The sequence below is a fragment of the Luteimonas sp. MC1895 genome (assembly GCF_016457215.1).
Lineage (GTDB): Bacteria > Pseudomonadota > Gammaproteobacteria > Xanthomonadales > Xanthomonadaceae > Luteimonas.
The window spans coordinates 58,135-77,842 of the sequence record NZ_JAEMDY010000002.1; the positions used below are offsets into that span (position 1 = coordinate 58,135).

General features: G+C 70.3%; 15 protein-coding genes and 1 pseudogene. 5 read left to right on the forward strand and 11 right to left on the reverse strand.

Annotation, left to right across the window (positions count from 1 at the left end):
* Positions 1-43: 43 nt before the first annotated feature.
* The 5 genes from JG616_RS05945 to JG616_RS05965 all read right to left on the reverse strand — a co-directional run bounded on the left by JG616_RS05945 (position 44) and on the right by JG616_RS05965 (position 7,283).
* On the reverse strand, positions 44-1,618 hold the full coding sequence (locus JG616_RS05945) for a peptide MFS transporter (protein WP_235972996.1): 1,575 nt from the start codon (positions 1,616-1,618) through the stop codon (positions 44-46).
* Between the two features lie 762 nt (positions 1,619-2,380).
* Positions 2,381-3,874 carry an oligopeptide:H+ symporter gene (locus JG616_RS05950; protein ID WP_234446656.1) on the reverse strand — a complete coding sequence of 498 codons (1,494 nt, stop codon included), beginning with the start codon at positions 3,872-3,874 and terminating at the stop codon, positions 2,381-2,383.
* Between the two features lie 196 nt (positions 3,875-4,070).
* The gene (locus JG616_RS05955; protein ID WP_199362325.1) at positions 4,071-5,654 is read right to left on the reverse strand and encodes an AbgT family transporter; all 1,584 of its coding nucleotides are present in this window, start codon (positions 5,652-5,654) and stop codon (positions 4,071-4,073) included.
* Between the two features lie 63 nt (positions 5,655-5,717).
* Positions 5,718-6,404 (reverse strand): energy-coupling factor ABC transporter permease, encoded by a 687-nt coding sequence (locus tag JG616_RS05960; protein WP_199362326.1) that lies wholly within the window; start codon positions 6,402-6,404, stop codon positions 5,718-5,720.
* Between the two features lie 6 nt (positions 6,405-6,410).
* Entirely contained in the window at positions 6,411-7,283 is an 873-nt protein-coding gene (locus tag JG616_RS05965) for a tryptophan 2,3-dioxygenase family protein (RefSeq protein ID WP_199362327.1), read from the reverse strand.
* Positions 7,284-7,421: 138 nt separating this feature from the next.
* Here JG616_RS05965 and JG616_RS05970 point away from each other — a divergent pair, with 138 nt between their 5' ends.
* From JG616_RS05970 to JG616_RS05990, 5 genes are all read left to right on the forward strand, one after another.
* Entirely contained in the window at positions 7,422-11,096 is a 3,675-nt protein-coding gene (locus JG616_RS05970; protein ID WP_199362328.1) for a Calx-beta domain-containing protein, read from the forward strand.
* Between the two features lie 159 nt (positions 11,097-11,255).
* Positions 11,256-12,329 (forward strand): pyruvate dehydrogenase (acetyl-transferring) E1 component subunit alpha, encoded by a 1,074-nt coding sequence (gene pdhA / locus JG616_RS05975; RefSeq protein WP_199362329.1) that lies wholly within the window; start codon positions 11,256-11,258, stop codon positions 12,327-12,329.
* Positions 12,326-13,333, forward strand: a complete 1,008-nt coding sequence (locus JG616_RS05980; protein ID WP_199362330.1) for an alpha-ketoacid dehydrogenase subunit beta — start codon at positions 12,326-12,328, stop codon at positions 13,331-13,333. The genes pdhA and JG616_RS05980 overlap by 4 nt, the downstream gene beginning before the upstream one ends.
* Before the next feature lie 144 nt (positions 13,334-13,477).
* On the forward strand, positions 13,478-14,956 hold the full coding sequence (locus JG616_RS05985; RefSeq protein WP_199392003.1) for a dihydrolipoamide acetyltransferase family protein: 1,479 nt from the start codon (positions 13,478-13,480) through the stop codon (positions 14,954-14,956).
* Between the two features lie 72 nt (positions 14,957-15,028).
* Positions 15,029-15,412, forward strand: coding sequence for a VOC family protein (locus tag JG616_RS05990; RefSeq protein ID WP_199392004.1), 384 nt, complete (start codon positions 15,029-15,031; stop codon positions 15,410-15,412).
* Positions 15,413-15,442: 30 nt separating this feature from the next.
* Here the strand turns inward: JG616_RS05990 and JG616_RS05995 are convergent, their stop codons facing one another.
* The 6 genes and pseudogenes from JG616_RS05995 to rocF form a co-directional block, all read right to left on the reverse strand.
* Positions 15,443-16,390, reverse strand: coding sequence for an MBL fold metallo-hydrolase (locus JG616_RS05995; protein ID WP_343224985.1), 948 nt, complete (start codon positions 16,388-16,390; stop codon positions 15,443-15,445).
* Positions 16,387-16,710 (reverse strand): hypothetical protein, encoded by a 324-nt coding sequence (locus JG616_RS13630; protein ID WP_235972998.1) that lies wholly within the window; start codon positions 16,708-16,710, stop codon positions 16,387-16,389. The genes JG616_RS05995 and JG616_RS13630 overlap by 4 nt, the downstream gene beginning before the upstream one ends.
* A 101-nt stretch (positions 16,711-16,811) precedes the next feature.
* Positions 16,812-18,029 (reverse strand): annotated as a pseudogene (locus JG616_RS06000) (tryptophan--tRNA ligase); the annotation flags it as partial.
* Positions 18,030-18,152: 123 nt separating this feature from the next.
* A complete protein-coding gene (locus tag JG616_RS06005; protein WP_199362335.1) occupies positions 18,153-18,353 on the reverse strand; it encodes a CsbD family protein in 201 nt (66 codons plus the stop codon).
* 125 nt (positions 18,354-18,478) lie between these two features.
* Positions 18,479-18,634 (reverse strand): entericidin A/B family lipoprotein, encoded by a 156-nt coding sequence (locus JG616_RS06010; RefSeq protein WP_199362336.1) that lies wholly within the window; start codon positions 18,632-18,634, stop codon positions 18,479-18,481.
* A gap of 135 nt (positions 18,635-18,769) precedes the next feature.
* Positions 18,770-19,690, reverse strand: coding sequence for an arginase (gene rocF / locus JG616_RS06015; protein ID WP_199362337.1), 921 nt, complete (start codon positions 19,688-19,690; stop codon positions 18,770-18,772).
* Between the last annotated feature and the right edge of the window lie 18 nt (positions 19,691-19,708).

Sequence of the window (19,708 nt, forward strand, 5' to 3'; positions counted from 1 at the left end):
AGGGCGCGGCATGTCACTCAGCCCGAGTACGCACGGGCGCCGCTCAGCGGCGTTCCTCGGTGACGTCCATCCCGGCAGCGGCCGGCTCGCCGAGCTCGCTCTGCCCCGCGAGGTCATCGTCACGCAGCGTCTCGAGGTGCATGAGCTTCTTGACCACCGGCGCGATCACCAGCATCACCACGCCCACGCCCACCGCCAGCCAGCCGACGTTGGAGTAGACCTCCATCACCCGGTCCACGCCGCCGCCCTCGCCACCGGTCGCGGCGGAGATGAGGCCGGCTGCGAAGTTGCCGGTGGCCGAGGCGAAGAACCACGCGCCCATGATCAGGCTCGCCATCTGCGCGGGTGCCAGGCGGTTCATCGCCGACAGTCCCACCGGCGACAGGCAGAGCTCGCCCATGGTGTGGATCAGGTAGATCAGGAAGATGAAGATCACCGGCGTGGCGCCGGGGCCGGCGGCCTGCGCGCCCCACACCAGCACCAGGAAGCCCAGGCCCACCATCACCACGCCCAGCGCGAACTTCGCCGGCGCCGACGGCTCCCAGCCGCGCTTGGCCAGCCACAGCCAGAACATCGCGAACAGCGGCGCCAGCGCGATGATGTACATCGAGTTGAGCGACTGGAACATCGAGGCCGGGACTTCCCAGCCGAAGATCGCGCGATCCACCGAGCGGTCGGTGAACAGGTTGAGCGAAGCGCCCGCCTGCTCGAACAGCGCCCAGAACAGGATCGAGCCCACGATCAGGTAGAGCGCGGCGATGATGCGGTTGCGCTCTTCGCGGCTGAGCTTGAACACCGCCGTGACCAGCACATACCCCAGCAGCACCACGCCGGCGCCGCCGAGCAGGAAGCCGACCAGCTTCTGGTTCTGGATCATGAACCACACCAGGCCCACCGACAGGAAGGACAGCGCGTACAGCACCCACTCGAAGGTGATGCCGCCGAGCACCGGCTTCGCCAGCCGCTCGGGTGCGCGCGACTCGCCGCGGCCCATCAGCATCGGCTTGCCGATCACGAACACCACCAGGCCCAGCAGCATGCCCACGCCGGCGGCACCGAAGCCGTACTTCCAGCCGTAGGTCTGGCCGAGGTAGCCCGCGATCAGCGAACCGAGCATCGCGCCCAGGTTGATGCCCATGTAGAAGATCGTGTACGCCGGATCGCGACGGATGTCGGTGCGCGGGTACAGCTGGCCGACCATCACCGAGATGTTGGCCTTGAGGAAGCCCGAGCCGACGATGATGAAGGACAGCGCCAGCCAGAAGATGTTCATCTCCGGCGCGTCCTGGCCGCCGGTGCCTTCGAAGGCCATCAGGAAATGGCCGAAGGTCAGCAGCACGGCGCCGAACAGCACCGCCTTGCGCTGGCCCAGGTAACGGTCGGCGAGATAGCCGCCCACGACCGGCGCGATGTACACCAGCGCGGTATACGCGCCGTAGATCACCGAGGCATCGGAGTCCGAGAACATCCAGTGCTGCACGAGGTAGAAGATCAGCAGCGCGCGCATGCCGTAGTAGGAGAAACGCTCCCACATCTCGGCGAAAAACAGCACGAACAGGCCGCGCGGGTGACCGAGGATGGTCTTCTGGGCCTCGAGGGCGTGGTCTGGATGGGCCAACTCGCTACTCCGTGATTGCGCCCGCATTCCACGAGCCGAATCGGCCAACTTAACGCGTGAAGTCGCCGCATGGAAGCTGAACAGGCCTCGCCGTCGTGGGAGGCACGCTCTTTGGAGGACCGCGCCGCCTGCCACGGATGCAGGGGGGATGCCCAGCCGGAATGTCCGCGTCCTGCTCCCAGTTCCGGCCGCCGGCCATCCATGGCCGGCTCTGGTCATCCCCCCTGCATCCGTGGCAGGCACCACCACCTCCGCGATCGGGAAGACCCGAAATCCCAAGCCTCGCGCCCCTGCCCCTGTAGGAGCGGCTACAGCCGCGATCGCCCTTGGCGTGGCTGTAGCTCTGGCTGTAGTGGTGGTGGCTGTGGCTGTAGCTCTGGCTGCAGCTGCGGCTTTCACTCAGCCGTTGCCCTTGCTCTTCCCCCGAAGCCGACACTGGCCACAGCCCGTCCCGCGCACAGGGGGTGTGCGTACAGCCGGCCATGGATGGCCGGCGGCCGGCCTTGGGAGCAGGATGCGGACAGGACGGGGGAGCACACCCCCTGTGTGCGGGACGGGCCGCGCGATCCCCATCGGAGCGACGGCAAGTCCACGGCCCGGAGCGCGCGATCTTGGCGCCAGTCAAAGTGCCGCCGTCACCACGCACTGCGCCAGGCGCCAGCCAGAACGCAAGCGGCGGCCCGAAGGCCGCCGCTGCGTGGATCCCTCGCGACGCGCGTGGCGCCGCGCCGGGTCAGGACATCGCCTGCGCCCGGCTCCCGATCACTTCACCCCATGCATCAGCCGCTGGATCAGCGGCGCGATCAGGAACAGCAGGACGCCCGCGCCGAGCAGTGCCCAGAAGCCGAACGTGTAACCGGCATGCGCCGATTCCACGGTCATGCCGCCTTCGCCGCTGACGCTGGAGGCGAACATGCCCGACAGGTTGTTGCCGATCGCGATCGACAGGAACCAGCCGCCCATCGCCAGGCCGGTGAGCTTGGACGGCGCCAGCTTGGTGGTCATCGACAGGCCGATCGGCGACAGGCAGAGCTCGCCGATCGACTGGATGACGTAGACCATGAACAGCGTCCAGAACGGGATCTTCAGCGTGGCCGGATCGACCATGCTCGACAGCGCCAGCATCAGCAGCAGGAAGGCCAGGCCGTTGAAGATCAGGCCCAGGCCGAACTTGCGCGGGATCGACGGGTTCGCGCGGCCCATCTTCACCCACAGCCACGCGATGATCGGCGCGAGCGTGATGATCGCGATCGAGTTCACCGACTGGAACCAGCCCACCGGGAAGATCCAGCCGCCGAGGTCGCGGTTGACGATGTTCTGCGCCAGGAAGTTGAACGAACTGCCGGCCTGCTCGAAGAACATCCAGAACAGCACGTTGAAGCCGAAGATGATCAGCATCGCGATCACCATGTCGCGCTGCTTCGAGCCTTCGCGGATGCCCTCGACCAGCAGCATGATCGCCGGCACCACGAACAGCGCCAGCAGGATCCAGTTGAGCACGCCGGCCTCGATCGTCAGCAGGGCGTAGAACGCGGGGATCGCGGCCAGGGCACCGACCGCCACCGCCAGCACGCGGCCCATGCCCGGCGCGTCCGCCGGTGCCGCGCCGATGCCCTTGAGCTGGGCGCGGCCGAACCAGAACCACAGCAGGCTGACCAGCATGCCGATGCCCGAGGCGATGAACACCACCTTGTAGGCCGGCATGCCGTCGGCGCCGAAGACCTTCTCGGCCAGCCAGCCGGTCAGGATGGGCGCGATGAAGGCGCCCATGTTGATGCCCATGTAGAAGATGGTGAAGCCGGAGTCGCGCCGCTGGTCACCGGTGGCGTAGAGCTTGCCGACCATGGTCGAGATGATCGGCTTGAACAGGCCGTTGCCGACGATCACCGTCGCCAGGCCGAGCTTGAGCCAGGCATCGCTGGGCGTGGTGATCATGAACAGGCCCGCGGCCATGAACACCGCGCCGAGCAGGATCGCCCGCTGGTAGCCGATCAGCTTGTCGGCGACATAGCCGCCGAAGATCGCCGCCGCGTACACCAGGGCCAGGTAGGCGCCGTAGAGCTCGCTGGCCGGCGCTTCGCCCGAGGCGTCACCGCCGTGGAACTGGGCCACGATGTAGAGCACCAGGGCCCAGCGCATGCCGTAGAAGGCGAAGCGCTCCCAGAACTCGGTCATGAACAGCATCCACAGCGGACGCGGGTGACCCATGACCTGGGCGAACTCCGGGATGCCGGAGCCGGCGGCAGGTGGATCCATGCCAGGCCCGGCGGGCTCGACGCGGTTTGAACTCATCAACGTGACTCCCCTTTGGGTGCAACGGACTTCCGCACACGCCCAGGCACGGGCTCCGGCGGCGCCACGGCCGCGCTTTCGCCGGTCGTCTCGGGCGCAAACTTATCCCGGACGGCGGGGTCTTGGGAACTGCCTGCGGCCATGGCCGGCCGCAGATGGCTCAGTCCGACGGGTAGCCGTAGCTCGCGCCGATCCCGAGCGGCACGTCGAAGGCCCAGAACGCCAGCAGGAACAGCGTCCACAGCACCGACAGCGCCACCGAGTACGGCAGCATCGTCGACACCAGGGTGCCGATGCCGGCCGACTTCACGTAGCGCTGGCAGAACACCACGATCAGCGGGAAATACGGCATCAGCGGGGTCAGGATGGTGGTCATCGAGTCGCCAACCCGATAGGCCGCCTGGGTCAGGTCCGGCGAGACGCCCAGCTGCATCATCAGCGGCACCATGATCGGCGCCAGCAGCGCCCACTTGGCCGAGGCCGAGCCGATGAACAGGTTCACGATCGCGGTCATGGCGATCAGGCCGATGATCGTCATCCACATCGGCAGGCCCAGTGCCTTCAGGAAATCGGCGCCCTCGACCGCCATCAGCGTACCCAGGCCCGAGCCGTTGAAGCCGGCCAGGAACTGGGCGATGAAGAACGCGATCACGATGTAATAGCCCATGCCCGCCATGGCCCTGGTCATCGCGCCGATGATGTCGCGATGCGACTGCACGGTGCCGGCGACGTAGCCGTAGACCACGCCCGGCAGCAGGAAGAACACGAAGATCAGCGCCACGATCGATTGCATCACCGGCGCCGCGGCGACCAGCAGCGGGTGGCTGCCGTCGGGCACCTGGTCGGGCGCGGCGCGCCAGGGGCTGGTGTCCGGCCACAGGCTCAGCGCGAACAGCAGGCCGGCGATGGCCATGGCCGCCAACGCCCAGGCCAGGCCGCGGCGCTCGGGCGCGGTCAGCGGCTCCATGGTCGGCAGGTCGCTGGTGTCGCCGTCGACCTGCATGCGCTGCAGCCGCGGCTCGACGATGCGGTCGGTGACAAACCAGCCGATGGCGATGATCAGGAACGAGGACGCGGTGGTGAACACCCAGTTGTTGAGCGGGTTGACCACGTGCGCCGGATCGAGGATCTGCGCCGCGCTCTGGGTGAAGGTCGCGAGCATCGGGTCCAGCGACGAGGGCACGAACAGCGTGGCCGAGAAGCCGCCCGAGACGCCGCAGAATGCCGCGGCGATGCCGGCGATCGGATGCCTCCCCGCGGCGTAGAAGATCACCCCGCCCAGCGGGATCACCAGCACGTAGCCCGCGTCCACCGCGACATGGCTCAGCACCGCCACCGCCACCAGGGCCGGCGTCAGCAGCTGCTTTGGCGTCACCGACAGCGCGCGGCGCAGGGCGGCGTTGATGAAGCCGGTGTGCTCGGCCACGCCCAGGCCGAGCATCGCCACCAGCACCACGCCCAGCGGTGCGAAGCCGAGGAAGACCCGGACCATGTTGGCCATGAAGGCGGTCAGCGATTCGCCGGCCAGCTGGTTGACGATGCGGATGGGCTCGCCGGTGCGCGGGTCGGACGCGGCGAAATCGATGCCCGACAGCGCCCAGGACAGGGCCCAGACCAGGAGCATCAGCAGCAGGAACAGCATCGCGGGATCCGGGAGGCGGTTGCCGACGCGCTCGATCGCGTCGAGGAAGCGGGCCATGGCGCCGCGCGACGGCGGCGCGGTCTCCGGAACGGGCTGCATCATGCTGTGGGTCCACCATTTGGCAAACCGCGGATCCTATCAGGCGGTTTTACGCGGGGCCTGGCGCTACATCGGTCGCCCGGGCCCCAGGTAGGTGCGGTCGTCGAAGCCGGGGCACCACTGCGGCCGATAGACCACCACCAGCACCATGACCCCGCCGGTGAGGAAGGCCTCGCCGAAACTCATCAGCGGCGTGGCCGCGAGATAGGCCGTGGCCGGGCCGCCGAAGACCGCCTCGGGACCGCTGATGAGGGCCGCGAACAGTGCCGTGGCCAGCGACGAGGCGGCCATCGCCAGCGCGGCGGCAGCGAAGGCGTTGACCATCACCCAGGTGAAGATGTTCGGCGGCACCCAGCGTGTCGCGGCCATGCCGACCGCCACGGTGACCGCGACCGGCAGGGCGCCCGAGAGCAGGAAATCAAACGGCCAGCTGCCCTGCCAGGCCGCGCCGAGCAGCACGCCGGCCAGGCTTGCCAGCGCCATCATCCAGCAGGCGACCCGCCCGCCGAACATCAGCGTGGCGATGGTGGCGCCGAGGAAGTGCAGGACCACGCCCTGCAAGGCCGAGGTGTTGAACCAGCGCAGCGCCATGACCGCCACGGTCGCGGCCAGCAACACGCGCCGGGCCTCGCCTGCGCCATCACCGCGGTAGCGCTCCAGCCGCAGGCCGCGGCTCACGAGCGCCAGCACGGCCAGCGCCAGCACCCAGGCCAGGGACGTGGCCCCGGGCGGCAGTCCGTTGCCGGCGCCCACGGCGACTCAGTAGGCGCTGCCCGGTGCCCCGCCGATGCGCGTGCGCACCTCGAACAGCTCCGGGAAGAAAGTCAGCTCCAGCGCCTGCTTGAGGAAGCCCACGCCGCTGGAGCCGCCGGTACCGCGCTTGAAGCCGATGATGCGCATCACCGTGCGCATGTGGCGGAAGCGCCAGAGCTGGAACTCGGTCTCCAGGTCGACCAGGTCCTCGCAGAGGTGGTAGGCCTCCCAGTGCCCCGAGGTTTCGCCGTAGATGCGCTCGAACACCGGCACCAGCTCCGGATCCATCACGTGCGGGCGGGTCCAGTCGCGCTCGAGATGCCGCGCCGGCACCGGGTGGCCGCTGCGCGCCAGGTAGCGCAGGGCCTGGTCGTACAGGCTCGGCGCTTCCAGCGCGCCGCGCAGCATGGCCTGGGCCTCGGGGTCGTGGGCGAACACCTTGAGCATCCCGGCGTTCTTGTTGCCGAGCAGGAACTCGACGGTGCGGTACTGCGCCGACTGGAAGCCCGACGAGGGCCCGAGCAACTGGCGGAACTCGGCGTACTCGGAGGGCGTGAGCGTTTCCAGCACCGACCACATGGCGGTCAGCTGGCGCAGCACCGCCTTGCAGCGCGCGAAGATCTTCTGGCAGGGATCGAGCCGCCCCTCGCGCAGGTGGCCGACCGCCGCCTGCAGCTCGTGCACCAGCAGCTTCAGCCACAGCTCCGAGACCTGGTGCTGGATGATGAACAGCATCTCGTCATGGTGCGGGGGGTCCGACACCGGCTGCTGCGCCGACAGCAGCCGGTCCAGCTGCAGGTAGCCGCCATAGGTCATGCGGCCCGACAGCTCAGTGTGGATGCCGGCTTCCAGCGCGCGCTCGTTCTGGTCGATGCTCATGCGCGGAAGGGTAACGCAGGGCGGGCACGGGCCGCCCTCCGCCCGCCTGGCCGGGTGTCACCCCGCTGCCGCATGGCTGGTGCACAATCCCGAAGCCGCGGCGGGGGCCGCGCCACATCTTCCAGGGGACCACACGCCATGCAACCGACTCCGCGCCGCCTGGCGCTCGCCCTTGCCCTGTCCGCCGCCATCGGCGGGGCGCAGGCCGACTCCTCGCCGCAGACACTGCCGTTCGCGCAGGACTGGAGCGACACCGCGCTGATCACGGCCAACAACGACTGGTCGGGCGTGCCCGGTATCATCGGCTTCCGCGGCGACGGCCTGGCCAGCGGCACCGGCGCCAATCCGCAAACGATCCTCGCGCCCGACGCGCCCGGCGTGGTCAACGTCATCGCCAACCAGGCCAACCCGAACACCAACAACACCGGCGGCGTGGCGGAGTTCCAGGTCGCCAACCCGGTCGTCGCGTTCCAGGGCAGCGGCACCGCCCGCGCGCCGTACATCCGGATCCACCTCGACACGCGCGGCGCGAGCGCTATCCAGGTGTCCTACCTGCTGCGCGACCTGGACAGCAACGCCGACAACTCGGTGCAGCCGGTATCTCTGCAGTACCGCGTCGGCGGGAGCGGCGACTTCGTCAACGTGCCGGAGGCGTTCGTCGCCGACGCCAGCGCCGGCCCGTCGCTCACCAAGGACACGCCGGTCTCGGTGACCCTGCCCGCGGCGGTCGACAACCAGGCCCTGGTCGAGCTGCGGGTCATGACCGCGGACGCCGTGGGCAGCGACGAATGGATCGGCATCGACGACATCCGCGTGGTGGCCGGCGGCGGCGGCGGACCGGTCCCGGTCATCGGCATCGGAAACGGCAGCGTGGCCGAGGGTGATTCCGGACCCACCGAGATGTTCTTCCAGGTCTCGCTGAGCCAGCCGGCCGGACCCGGCGGGGTCAGCTTCAACTACGCCACCGTGGACGACACCGCGCTGGCTGGCGCGGACTACGTCGCGAAGAGCGGCACGGCCAACATCGCCGAAGGCGACATGTCGGTGACCCTGTCGGTGAGCGTGATCGGCGACACCGTGGTCGAGCCCGAAGAAACCTTCGGGCTCGTGCTGTCGAACATCAACGGGGCGCTCGGCGGCACCCTGGCGGGCACCGGCACGATCATCAACGACGACTTCGTCATCGTGCCGATCTCCGCGATCCAGGGGCCGGGCGCGACCTCGCCGCTGGTGGACCAGGTGGTGGTCACCACCGGCATCGTCACTGCGCGCAAGTCCAACGGCTTCTTCATGCAGACGCCGGACGGCCAGGACGACGGCGACGAGGCCACGTCCGAAGGCCTGTTCGTGTTCACCGCCGGCGCCCCCGGCCCGGAGGCAACCGTCGGGCATCGGGTGCGCGTGCAGGGCACGGTGCTCGAGTACATCCCGGCGGCCGATCCGCACCAGCTGCCGATGACCGAACTCGGCTTCGCCACCGTAGCGCAGCTCTCCACCGGCCACGCGCTGCCGGCTCCGGTGGTGATCGATGCCCAGCGCGCCTCGCCCGACGGCGGGCTCGACCAGCTCGAGCGCTTCGAAGGCATGCGCGTGACCGTGCCCGACGCGCACGTGGTCGCGCCGACCCGCGGTTTCACCAACGAGTCCAGTGCCACCTCGACCGGCAACGGCCAGTTCGCCGTGGTCGCCGCCGGCCTGGCGCGGCCGCTGCGCGAGCCGGGCATCCAGGTGCCCGATCCGGACCCCAGCGGCACCACCGCCACCGCCATCCCGCGCTGGGATTTCAATTCCGAGGTGATCGCGGTCGACAGCGACACCATCGGCGCGCCGCAGGCCGATGTGGCCGCGGGCTGCATCCTGACCGGCGACACGCTGACCGGGCCGCTGGACTACACCTTCCGCCGCTACACGGTCTATCCCGAGGCTGAGCTTGCGATCGCATGCGACGGACTCGACCAGCCGCGCGGCGCGGTGCTGCCGGGCTCGGACCACGCCAGCTTCGCGACCTACAACCTGCAGCGCTTCTTCGACACGGTGAACGACCCCGTGATCAGCGAGCCGGTGCTCACCGCCGACGCATTCGCGGCCCGGCTCAACAAGGCGTCGCTCGGCATCCGCGCCTACATGCATTCGCCCGACATCATCGGCGTCAGCGAGGTCGAGAACCTGGGCGCCCTGCAGGCCCTGGCCGGCAGGATCAATGCCGACGCGGTGGCGCTGGGCGGGCCCGACCCGGGCTACGTGGCCTACCTGGCCGAGGGCAACGACGTCGGCGGCATCGACGTCGGCTTCCTGGTCAAGGCCGGCGACATCGGCGCGACGCTCCCTCGCGTCGACGTGCTGTCGGTGGAACAGGTGGGCAAGGACGCGACCTGGACCTACGAGGGCACCGGCGAGTCCAGCCTGCTCAACGACCGCCCGCCGCTGGTGCTGGACGCGGTGGTGAACTTCGCCGACGGGCGGGCCTTGCCGGTGACCGTGGTCGCCGTGCATCAGCGCTCGCTCAATGACGTGAACAGCGAGGACCCGGCCGGCACCGGCACGCTGGGCGACCGCGTGCGGCGCAAGCGCCAGCTGCAGGCGGAGTTCCTCGCCGACCTGCTGCAGGGCCTGCAGGCCGACGACCCGGAGCGCAACCTGGTCGTGCTCGGCGACTTCAACGCCTTCGAGTTCAACGACGGCCACGCCGACGTGATGGGCACCGTGACCGGCATGCCCTCGGCCGACGCCACCACCGCGGTGAACGGCGACGGCATCGACCTGGTCGAACCCGACCTGGTCAACGCGACCTGGCTGATGGACCCCGCGGAGCGCTATTCGTTCGTGTTCGAGAACAACGCGCAGTCGCTCGACCACATCCTGGTGAACCAGGCGACGCTCGCCTCGCCGCTGGTCGAGTCCTGGGCCATCAGCCATGCGCGCCTCAACGCCGACTTCCCGGAAACCGCGCGCAACGATGCCGGCAGCGCCGCGCGGCTGTCCGACCATGATCCGTCGGTGCTGATGTTGCGACTGCCCGCCCTGGCGTTCGCCGACATGCGGGCCGTCGTGACCGCGCCGCAGACAGCGGTGCCGGTGGCCGGCCGGATGACGTGGCAGGTCACCGCCAGCAACGCCGGCCCCGACGCCGCGCGGTTTCCCGGCATCGGCTTCGCGCTGGACGCGGCGCTGCCCGACCTGCAGATCACCGCGCCCTCCGGATGGGTCTGCGACGCCCCCACCGTAGCGGCCGGAGAGACCACCGCCGCGTGCACCGCGGACGCCCTGGCCAGCGCGTCGGCCGCCGCGTTCACCGCCTCGGCGAACGCACCGCTGGCGGCCGACGGCGCCAGCGTCACGCTCAGCGCCGCCGCCACCTCGCAGACCCGGGATCCGGATCCGGCCAACGACGGCGACTCGGCCAGCATCTCGGTGGATGCGGTCGCCGACCTCAGAATCACCCTCAACGGATTCCCCGAGTACAGGCGCAACGGCCAGCAGCTGCGCTACTCCGTGCTCCTTTCCAACAGCGGACCGTCGCCCGCCATCGATCCGAACGTGCACCTGGCGGCGACGCTGACCGCCGCACGGGTCACCGTCGTCACGCCGGAAGGCTGGTCATGCGCCCGTGCGCCTGGTCAGCGCTTCGCCGCCACCTGCACGACCGAACCCGGAATCATGTATCCGTCTGCAGCGGTTTTCCAACTCCTCGTCGACGGGTCCACGCGGATGATGCCGCCGCAGTTCCGGGTCTCGGCCGGCACCTCGTCGTCCTCGACCGACCCGGTCCCGGCGAACGACTCCCGCGAGCTCGACGTGCGGATGGTGCGCTGATCGAGCGCCGGCCCGCCAGGAGCCATGGCCGCGGCCGTGGCTCCGGCGGGCGCCACGCGCCTCTGGCCGTGGGGCATCGCTTGCCGCAGCGCGCAAAGACCCCTGTGCACCCTGCGGGTATCATGTCCGGCTCCCGTGGATGACCGAGCACGTGACCGCATGAGCGTTGCCGCTAGCTTCGAGATCGAATACCTCCAGTACCTTGGCCCGGATGGCACCCTGGTGGCCGAGCTGCCGCCCGAGGCACCCACGGCCGCCGACATCCTGCCGCTGTTCAGGCAGATGCTGCTGGTGCGCACCTTCGACGCCAAGGCCATCGCCCTGCAGCGCACCGGCAAGCTCGGCACCTACGCCGCGTGCCTCGGGCACGAGGCGACCCACGTCGGCATCGGCGCCTCGATGCGCCCCGAGGACGTGTTCGCGCCCAGCTACCGCGAGTACGGCGCGCAGTTCATGCGCGGGGTGAAGCCGCGCGAGGTGCTGATGTACTGGGGCGGCGACGAGCGCGGCAACGACTTCTCCGGCCCGAAGCACGACTTCCCGTGGTGCGTGCCGATCTCGACCCAGTGCCTGCACGCGGCGGGCTCCGCGCTCGCGTTCAAGCTTCGCGGCGAGGACCGCGTGGCCGTGACCTGCTGCGGCGACGGCGGCTCGTCCAAGACCGACACCTACGCCGCGATCAACTCGGCCGGCGCGTATGCGCTGCCCTTCATCCAGTGCATCATCAACAACGGCTGGGCGATCTCGGTGCCGCGCAAGGCCCAGACCGGGGCGAAGACCCTGGCGCAGAAGGGCCTGGCCGGTGGCCTGCACTGCCTGCAGGTGGACGGCAACGACCTGTTCGCCGTGCTCGAGGGCATGCGCCGCGCCATGGAGCGCGCGCGCTCGGGCGGCGGCGGCAGCGTGATCGAGTTCATGACCTATCGCCTGCATGACCACACCACCGCCGACGACGCCCGCCGCTACCGCGACGAGGCCGAGGTCAAGGACGGCTGGACCCGCGACCCGATGACCCGCCTGCGCACCTGGCTCACCGCCCAGGGCGCGTGGGACGAGGCGCAGGAAAAGGCCTGGATCGAGGAATGCGGCCAGATGGTCGACGTGGAAATCAACGCCTACCTGGAGAGCAAGGTGCAGCCCGTGGAAGCCATGTTCGACTACCTCTACGCCGATCCGCCGGCCGACCTGCTCGAGCAGCGCGCCGCCGCCATCGCCCTGGAGAAGCGTTCGTGAGCGCCGTTGCGAAGGACGCGGCACCGGCCGCGATCACCCTGATCGAAGCCGTTACCCAGGCGCTCGCCTACGAGATGCGCAATGACGCGTCGGTCGTGGTGCTGGGCGAGGACGTCGGCGTCAACGGCGGCGTGTTCCGCGCCACCGCGGGCCTGCATGCCGAGTTCGGCGACCAGCGCGTGATCGACACCCCGCTGGACGAGACCACCATCGCCGGCCTGACCGTCGGCATGGCCGCGCAGGGCATGCGCCCGGTGGCCGAGGCCCAGTTCGACGGCTTCGTCTATCCCATGCTCGACCACATCATCTGCCACGCCGCGCGCTTCCGTTACCGCACGCGCGGCCGGCTCACCTGCCCGATGGTGCTGCGGGTGCCGTGGGGCGGCGGCATCCGCGCGCCCGAGCACCACTCCGAGGCCAACGAGGCGCTGTTCACCAACGTCCCGGGCCTGCGCGTCGTGCTGCCCTCGTCGCCCGCGCGTGCCTACGGCCTGCTGCTGGCCGCGATCCGCGAAGAGGATCCGGTGATCTTCTTCGAGCCCAAGCGCATCTACCGCCAGTACAAGGAAGTGGTGCCGGACGACGGCGAGGCGCTGCCGCTGGACGTGTGCTTCGTGCTGCGCGACGGCACCGACCTGACCCTGGTGACCTGGGGTGCGCAGGTGAAGGAGACGCTGGAGGCCGCCGAGGCGCTGGCGAAGGACGGCATCAGCGCCGAGGTGATCGACGTCGCCACGCTGAAGCCGCTGGACTTCGCCACGATCGCCGAGTCGGTCGCCAAGACGGGCCGCTGCGTGATCGTGCACGAGGCGCCCAAGACCGCGGGCTTCGGCGGCGAGATCGCCGCGCGCCTGGCCGAGGAATGCATCTACGACCTGCTGGCACCGGTCGAGCGCGTCACCGGCTACGACACCCACATCCCGCTGTTCCGGCTGGAAATGAAGTACCTGCCGAGCGTCGACAAGATCGTCGCCGCGGCGAAGCGGGCGATGGCGGCGGGCTGAGCCCGCACCACTTCCGCACGCGTCACGGCGCGGCCCGCGGGCCGCGCCCTGCACCATCAAGCACGGCGGTCCGCGACACCGAACAGGCAGCGCGACCGCGCCAGGCACAACCGCTCCCACGAGCACCGGATTCCCGAGGACACCATGGCCGACAAGAAGACCTTCCACCTCCCCGACCTCGGCGAGGGCCTGCCCGACGCGACCATCGTCGAATGGTTCGTCAAAGTGGGCGACACCGTGCGCCTGGACGAGAACCTGGTGTCGATGGAAACCGCCAAGGCCGTGGTCGAGGTGCCCTCGCCGGTCTCCGGAAAGGTGCTGAAGCTCGCCGGTGACGCGGGCGACGTCGTGATCACCGGCGCGATGCTGGCCGAATTCGAGATCGACCCGAACCTGCCGCAGCGTGCCGAAGGCCAGGACACGGGCCACCACCACGGTGGCGGACACGGCGTCGGCAGCCAGGATCCCGCGCCGGACGACCGCGTGGTCGCCTCGGACGAAGGCGGCGCGATCGAGGAATCCGGCGAACCGGCACCGCAGGCCGCCGCGAGCGGCGAGCGCGCCGACAGCGGCACCGTGGTCGGCGCGATGCAGTCCTCCGACGCCGTGCGCAGCGAGCAGGCCGTGGCCGTGGGCGGCGTGCGCGCCGTGCCCGCCGTGCGCGCGCAGGCGCGCAAGCTCAAGGTCGACCTGAGCCGCGTGCGCGGCACCGGCACCGATGGCACGGTGACCATGGCCGACGTGAAGCGTGCGGCCGCCGACGGCAGCGCCGCGATCGGTGCCGGCGGTGGCGGTGGCGGTGCCGGCCGCTCCGGCCCTGGCGCTGGCCCTGTAGGAGCGGCTACAGCCGCGATCCCCGCAGCCCCGATCGCGGCCATGGCCGCTCCTACAGGAGGAGCCGCCGCAGGCCGCGCCGCCTCCGAGCGCACCGCGCTCTCGGCCTCCGGCAAGCCGATGCGCACCCAGCCGCCGGGCGTCACCGCCAGCGGCCAGCCCGAGCAGCTCAAGGGCGTGCGCCGCAACATGGCCCGGGTCATGGCCGCAGCCCACGCGCAGGTCGTGCCGACCACCCTGGTCGACGACGCCGACCTGCACGCCTGGTCCGGCAAGCAGGACATCACCGCGCGCCTGATCCGCGCCATCTGCGCCGCGGCGAAGACCGTGCCGGCGCTCAATGCCTGGTTCGACGGCCAGAACCTGACCCGCACCCTGCACCCGCAGGTCGACATCGGCATCGCCGTGGACACCGACGACGGCCTGTTCGTCCCGGCGCTGCGCAACGCCGACGTGCTCGACGCGGCCGGCATCCGCACCGGCATCCAGCGCCTGCGCGCCCAGGTCGAGGACCGCAGCATCCCGGCCAGCGAGCTGTCGGGCTACACCATCAGCCTGTCCAACTTCGGCATGTTCGCCGGCCGCTACGCGACCCCGGTCGTGGTGCCGCCGTGCGTGGCCATCGTCGGCGCGGGCAAGCTGAGCCAGGACGTGGTCGCGGTGATCGGTGGCATCGAGGTGCACCGCCGCATGCCGATCTCGCTGACCTTCGACCACCGCGCCGCCACCGGCGGCGAGGCCGCGCGCTTCCTCAAGGCGATCCTCGACGACCTGGCGCTGCCGAACTGAGGCACCCGCGGCGGCACTTGCCGCCGCCACCGGCCCGGGCGGAGGATCGGACACCCCGCCCCGGAGCCTGACATGGGCCACCGCAGCCGCCTGTCGACCTTCGTCCTCGACTGCCACGTCGAGGAGCTCGCGCCACACGTGGAATTCTGGAGCCAGGCGCTCGGCAAGCCGGTGGCGGCTGCCGACGAGGACGGCGATGGCCGCTATGCGCGCCTGTCGACGGACGCGGACGAGCCGGTCCTGCTGCTGCAGAAGGTCGGCCACGGCAGCCGCATCCACCTCGACATCGAAACCGACGACGTCGAGGCCGAGGCCGGCCGGCTGGAGCGCCTGGGCGCGAAGCGCGTTCGCAAGGTCCACACCTGGTGGGTGATGGAGGCGCCCAGCGGCCACCGGTTCTGCGTGGTGCGACAGCAGCGTGAGCCCTTCGGGCCGCACCTCAACCGGTGGGAATGACCCAAGTCCGGATCGCGGCCGTGGCCGCTCCTACAGGGGTGTGGCGCGCCGGCCTTGCCGGTCGAGCCACACCGCCAGTCCCTGCGCATTGAGCTCGATGTCCATGTCCAGCAGTTCCGGCACCCGCCGCTCCGGATCCGCCGCGCCGTGGATGCGCGCGCGGTCGACGTACAGCCGGGTCAGCGCGCGCACCAGCGCCGCATGCCGGTCGGGCGCATCGGCCAGGAACTGCGCCAGCGCGACCATCGCGTCGACCTGCTCGACCAGCCGCAGCCCGACGCGCTGCACATCGCCGGCCACGGTGCCGAAGTGGGTCAGGTGGCAGGCCAGCGGCCGGGTCGCCAGCAGCCGCCGGATCGAATCCTTCATCTGCAGCGGGTCGAACTGCACCGGCGAGGTGGTGGGGATCGCGAACGGCCGCCCGCCGACGTCGAACTCGCGGTACGAGATCCCGAAGGCGTCTCCGGTGAACCAGGCGCGGCTGCGTTCGTCCCAGACCGAGAGGTGGTGCAGCGCATGCCCGGGCGTGTGCGCCAGCAGCAGCGGACGGCCGGCGAGTTCGACGACCTCGCCGTCCGCCGCGGCGCGCACGCGCTCCGGCGGCGCCGGCACCAGGCTGCCGTAGGACCGCTCGAACAGCGCATCGCCGTAGACCTGGCGTGCGCTGGCGGTGAGCCTGGCCGGATCGACCAGGTGCGGCGCACCGCGCGGATGCACCACCAGGGTGGCCGCGGGCAGCTCGCGCAGCAGCGCGCCGGCGCCACCGGCGTGGTCGAGGTGCACGTGGGTAGCGATGACGTAATCGACCGCGTCGTGCGCAACGCCGACGGCGTCCAGCGCGGCCAGCATGCGAGGCACGCTGTGCAGGGTGCCGCAGTCGATGAAGGCGGCGCGCCCCTGCTCGACCACCAGCCATGCGGCGCAGAACGCCGGGCGATCGCCGAAGCCGGTATCGACGAGGATGACGTCGCCGCTCACGCCACCGGCGTCCGCCGCCGGCCGAACAGCAGCGCGCGCACCAGCACCGCGACCAGCAGCGCGCCCAGGAAGACCCCGTAGCCGAGCGCGGTCGCCAGGATGTGCTTCCACATCCGGCCATGCGCGGGATCGGCGATGTCCTGCACCCAGTACAGGCTGGCCACGAAGGCGGCCAGCGACAGCAGCAGCGCCACGACGTCGTAGAGCCGGCGCGCGACGCCGCGTGGCTCGCGCGGCCAGAACCAGAACAGCGTCGCCAGGATCAGGAACCAGGGCAGGAACAGGATCAGGGTGAGGTTGGCCTCGAGCAGGGGGTTCATCCGCTCTCACCCGCGAAGCGCTCCAGCGCGCCCAGCACGTCGTCGACGTCCACGCCCTCGGCCACCGCGCCGACCGCGGCATCGTCCAGCCACATGCGCCGGTTCGCGTCCACGCGCGGCGCCGCGGCGCCCGACTTCAGCAGGCCGACGATGCGCCCGGCATCGCGCGGCGACGCGAAGCCGTCGCCCTGCAGCAGCAGACGGTCGCCGTCGACGAGCTTGAAGTGGAAGCGGCCGTCGGCTTCGCGGTACTGCTTGAACACCGGCAGGGCAGGCTTCGACGTGTCGGCGCCGGCCTCGACGCGCGTTGCCAGCGACAGGTCGCGCAGCCCCACCGCGTCGCGCAGGCGCGCCAGGAAGGGCCGTGCCTGCTCGTCTCGCAGGCGCTCGCCACCCCTGCGCAGCAGCCGCTCGAGTCCCGCGGGGTCGGCGACCAGGGCCTGATAGCGCTCGCGCAGCGGCGCCAGCTCGGCATCGATGCGTTCGAACAGCCGGGCCTTGGCCTCGCCCCAGGCGATGCCCCCGGCGAAGGCGGCGCGCATGGCTTCGGCCTCGTCGCGATCGGCAAAGGCCTGGTAGAGCTGGAACAGGGCCGAGCCCGCGGTCGCCTTCGGCTCGCCCGGCGCGCGCGAGTCGGTGACGATCGAGAACACCAGCCGGCGCAGTTCGTCGCGCGGCGCGAACAGCGGGATCACGTTGTCGTAGCTCTTGGACATCTTGCGGCCGTCGAGGCCGGGCAGCGTCGCGACCTGCTCCTCCACCAGCGCCTCCGGCAGGGTGAAGTGCTCGCCGTAGATGTGGTTGAAGCGCTGCGCGAAGTCACGCGCCATCTCGATGTGCTGGACCTGGTCGCGGCCGACCGGGACGCGGTGGGCGTTGAACAGCAGGATGTCGGCGGCCATCAGCACCGGATACATGTACAGCCCCGCGGTCACCCCGGCGTCGTCGTCCACGCCTTCGGCGCGGTTGCGGTCGACCGCCGCCTTGTAGGCATGCGCGCGGTTGAGCAGGCCCTTGCCGGCGACGCAGGTCAGCAGCCAGGTCAGCTCGGTGGTCTCGGGGACATCGGACTGGCGATAGAACGCCACCGTGTCCGGATCCAGCCCGCAGGCGATCCAGCTCGCCGCGATCTCCAGCGTCGAGCGCTGCACGCGCAGCGGATCCTGGGTGCTGATCAGCGCGTGGTAGTCGGCGAGGAAGAAGAAGCTCTCGGTGCCGGCCGCCGACGCGGCCGCGACCGCCGGACGGATCGCGCCGACATAGTTGCCGAGATGGGGAACGCCGGTGGGCTTGATGCCGGTGAGGACGCGCAGGCTCATACGGAAACGGGACGACAGTGGACTGATGCCCATTCTATCCCGCGGCCCGCGCTGCCCCGGGCGGCCCGCCACAACAGAAAAGGGCCGGCATGTGCCGGCCCTTCGGGTGACGCGGGCGATGGATCAGCCGAGGGTCTTCTCGAAGTCACGGACCTCGCGGTCGGCGCGGTCGCGCTCCCAGCCGTACTTTTCCTGCAGCTTGCCCGACAGGTATTCGCCGTTGCCCTCGGCGACGTCGAACACGTCGTCGGTGAGGTCGCCCCAGCGTGCCTGGGCCTTGCCCTTGAGCTGGCTCCACTTGCCGGAAATGATGTCCTTGTTCATGCGCTGCTCCTCGATCTTCTTGGGGAAAGTGACCGCATCGCTGCGGTACGCCCCCACAGTGCCGAAACCCGCATCACCACCAGGTCAAGATTCCGTTCGCCGGCCTTCACCTTGGCAACGTGCGTTCAGCGCGGATCGGTGGCACCGGTGTCGTCGGCCGCGCCTTCGACCTTCTCGCCGACCTTCTGCACGTCCTTGCCCGCGCCCTTGACGGTGTTGCAGGCGCTGAGCATGCCGATCGAGAACATCGAAACCATCATCAGGATCGCAATACGCTTCATGTGGATCTCCTTCTTTGCAGGGTGCCGCAGGCGGCAGCCGCCCCGGTCAGGGACATGAAACGCAGCACGAGGTGAAATCCGCGTTGACGCCGGCCACGCGCGTGGCCGGGCTCGCGCGACCGTTCAGTCCCGGATTCAGTCGCGCATCAGCGTCGACTTGCCGAACAGGCTCTCGACCAGGTCGACCGCGAGGCGCGCGGTGCGGTTGCGCGTGTCCAGCGCCGGGTTCACTTCGACCACGTCGAGCGAGTCGGCGCCGCCCGCGTCGGCGATCATCTCCATCATCAGCTGGGCCTCGCGATAGTCGAGGCCACCGGGCACGCGCGTCCCGGTGCCCGGCGCGATGGTCGGATCGAGCACGTCGACGTCGAAGCTGACATGCAGGTGGGTGTCGCCGTCGAGGCCGGCCAGCGCCTCTTCCATCACCTGCTTCATGCCGACCTCGTCGATGTAGCGCATGTCGTAGATGTCGAGGCCGTGCTCGCGCACCAGGCGCTTTTCCTCCGGATCCACCGAGCGGATGCCGATCTGGCGCACGTCGGACGGCGCGAGCATCGGCCCTTCCCCGCCCAGGTTGACCAGGACGTCCGGGCCGAGTCCGCACAGGCAGGCGACCGGCATGCCGTGGACATTGCCCGACGGTGTGATCGCCGAGGTGTTGAAATCGGCGTGGGCGTCGATCCAGAGCACGCGCAGGCGCTTGCCGCGCGCGCGGCAGTGGCGGGCCACCGCGGTGATCGAGCCCATCGCCAGGCTGTGGTCGCCGCCGAGCATCACCGGCATGCGGCCGGCCGCGAGTTCGGCCGCGGACATCTCCATCACCGCGCGGTTCCAGGCCACGACCTCGTCGAGGTGGCGGTATCCGCCGTCCGGCCGGGTCCAGGGATTGCGCGGCCCGCCGACGTCGCCGCGATCGACCACGTCAATCCCGCGCGCCGCCAGCGCCTCGACCAGGCCGGCGACGCGCAACGCTTCGGGCCCCATCGATGCGCCGCGCGTGCCGGCACCCACGTCGGTGGGCACTCCATAGACGGACACGGGCTGCGGCTTCAGCATGCGGAACTCCAGCGGGCA

Bases quoted from the DNA above. Each gene is read 5' to 3' on its own strand.
- JG616_RS05950 (WP_234446656.1), bottom strand. From the start codon at position 3,874: ATGGATCCACCTGCCGCCGGCTCCGGCATCCCGGAGTTCGCCCAGGTC.
- JG616_RS05955 (WP_199362325.1), bottom strand. From the start codon at position 5,654: ATGATGCAGCCCGTTCCGGAGACCGCGCCGCCGTCGCGCGGCGCCATG.
- JG616_RS05965 (WP_199362327.1), bottom strand. From the start codon at position 7,283: ATGAGCATCGACCAGAACGAGCGCGCGCTGGAAGCCGGCATCCACACT.
- JG616_RS05970 (WP_199362328.1), top strand. From the start codon at position 7,422: ATGCAACCGACTCCGCGCCGCCTGGCGCTCGCCCTTGCCCTGTCCGCC.
- pdhA (WP_199362329.1), top strand. From the start codon at position 11,256: ATGAGCGTTGCCGCTAGCTTCGAGATCGAATACCTCCAGTACCTTGGC.
- JG616_RS05985 (WP_199392003.1), top strand. From the start codon at position 13,478: ATGGCCGACAAGAAGACCTTCCACCTCCCCGACCTCGGCGAGGGCCTG.
- JG616_RS05990 (WP_199392004.1), top strand. From the start codon at position 15,029: ATGGGCCACCGCAGCCGCCTGTCGACCTTCGTCCTCGACTGCCACGTC.
- JG616_RS13630 (WP_235972998.1), bottom strand. From the start codon at position 16,710: ATGAACCCCCTGCTCGAGGCCAACCTCACCCTGATCCTGTTCCTGCCC.
- JG616_RS06005 (WP_199362335.1), bottom strand. From the start codon at position 18,353: ATGAACAAGGACATCATTTCCGGCAAGTGGAGCCAGCTCAAGGGCAAG.
- JG616_RS06010 (WP_199362336.1), bottom strand. From the start codon at position 18,634: ATGAAGCGTATTGCGATCCTGATGATGGTTTCGATGTTCTCGATCGGC.
- rocF (WP_199362337.1), bottom strand. From the start codon at position 19,690: ATGCTGAAGCCGCAGCCCGTGTCCGTCTATGGAGTGCCCACCGACGTG.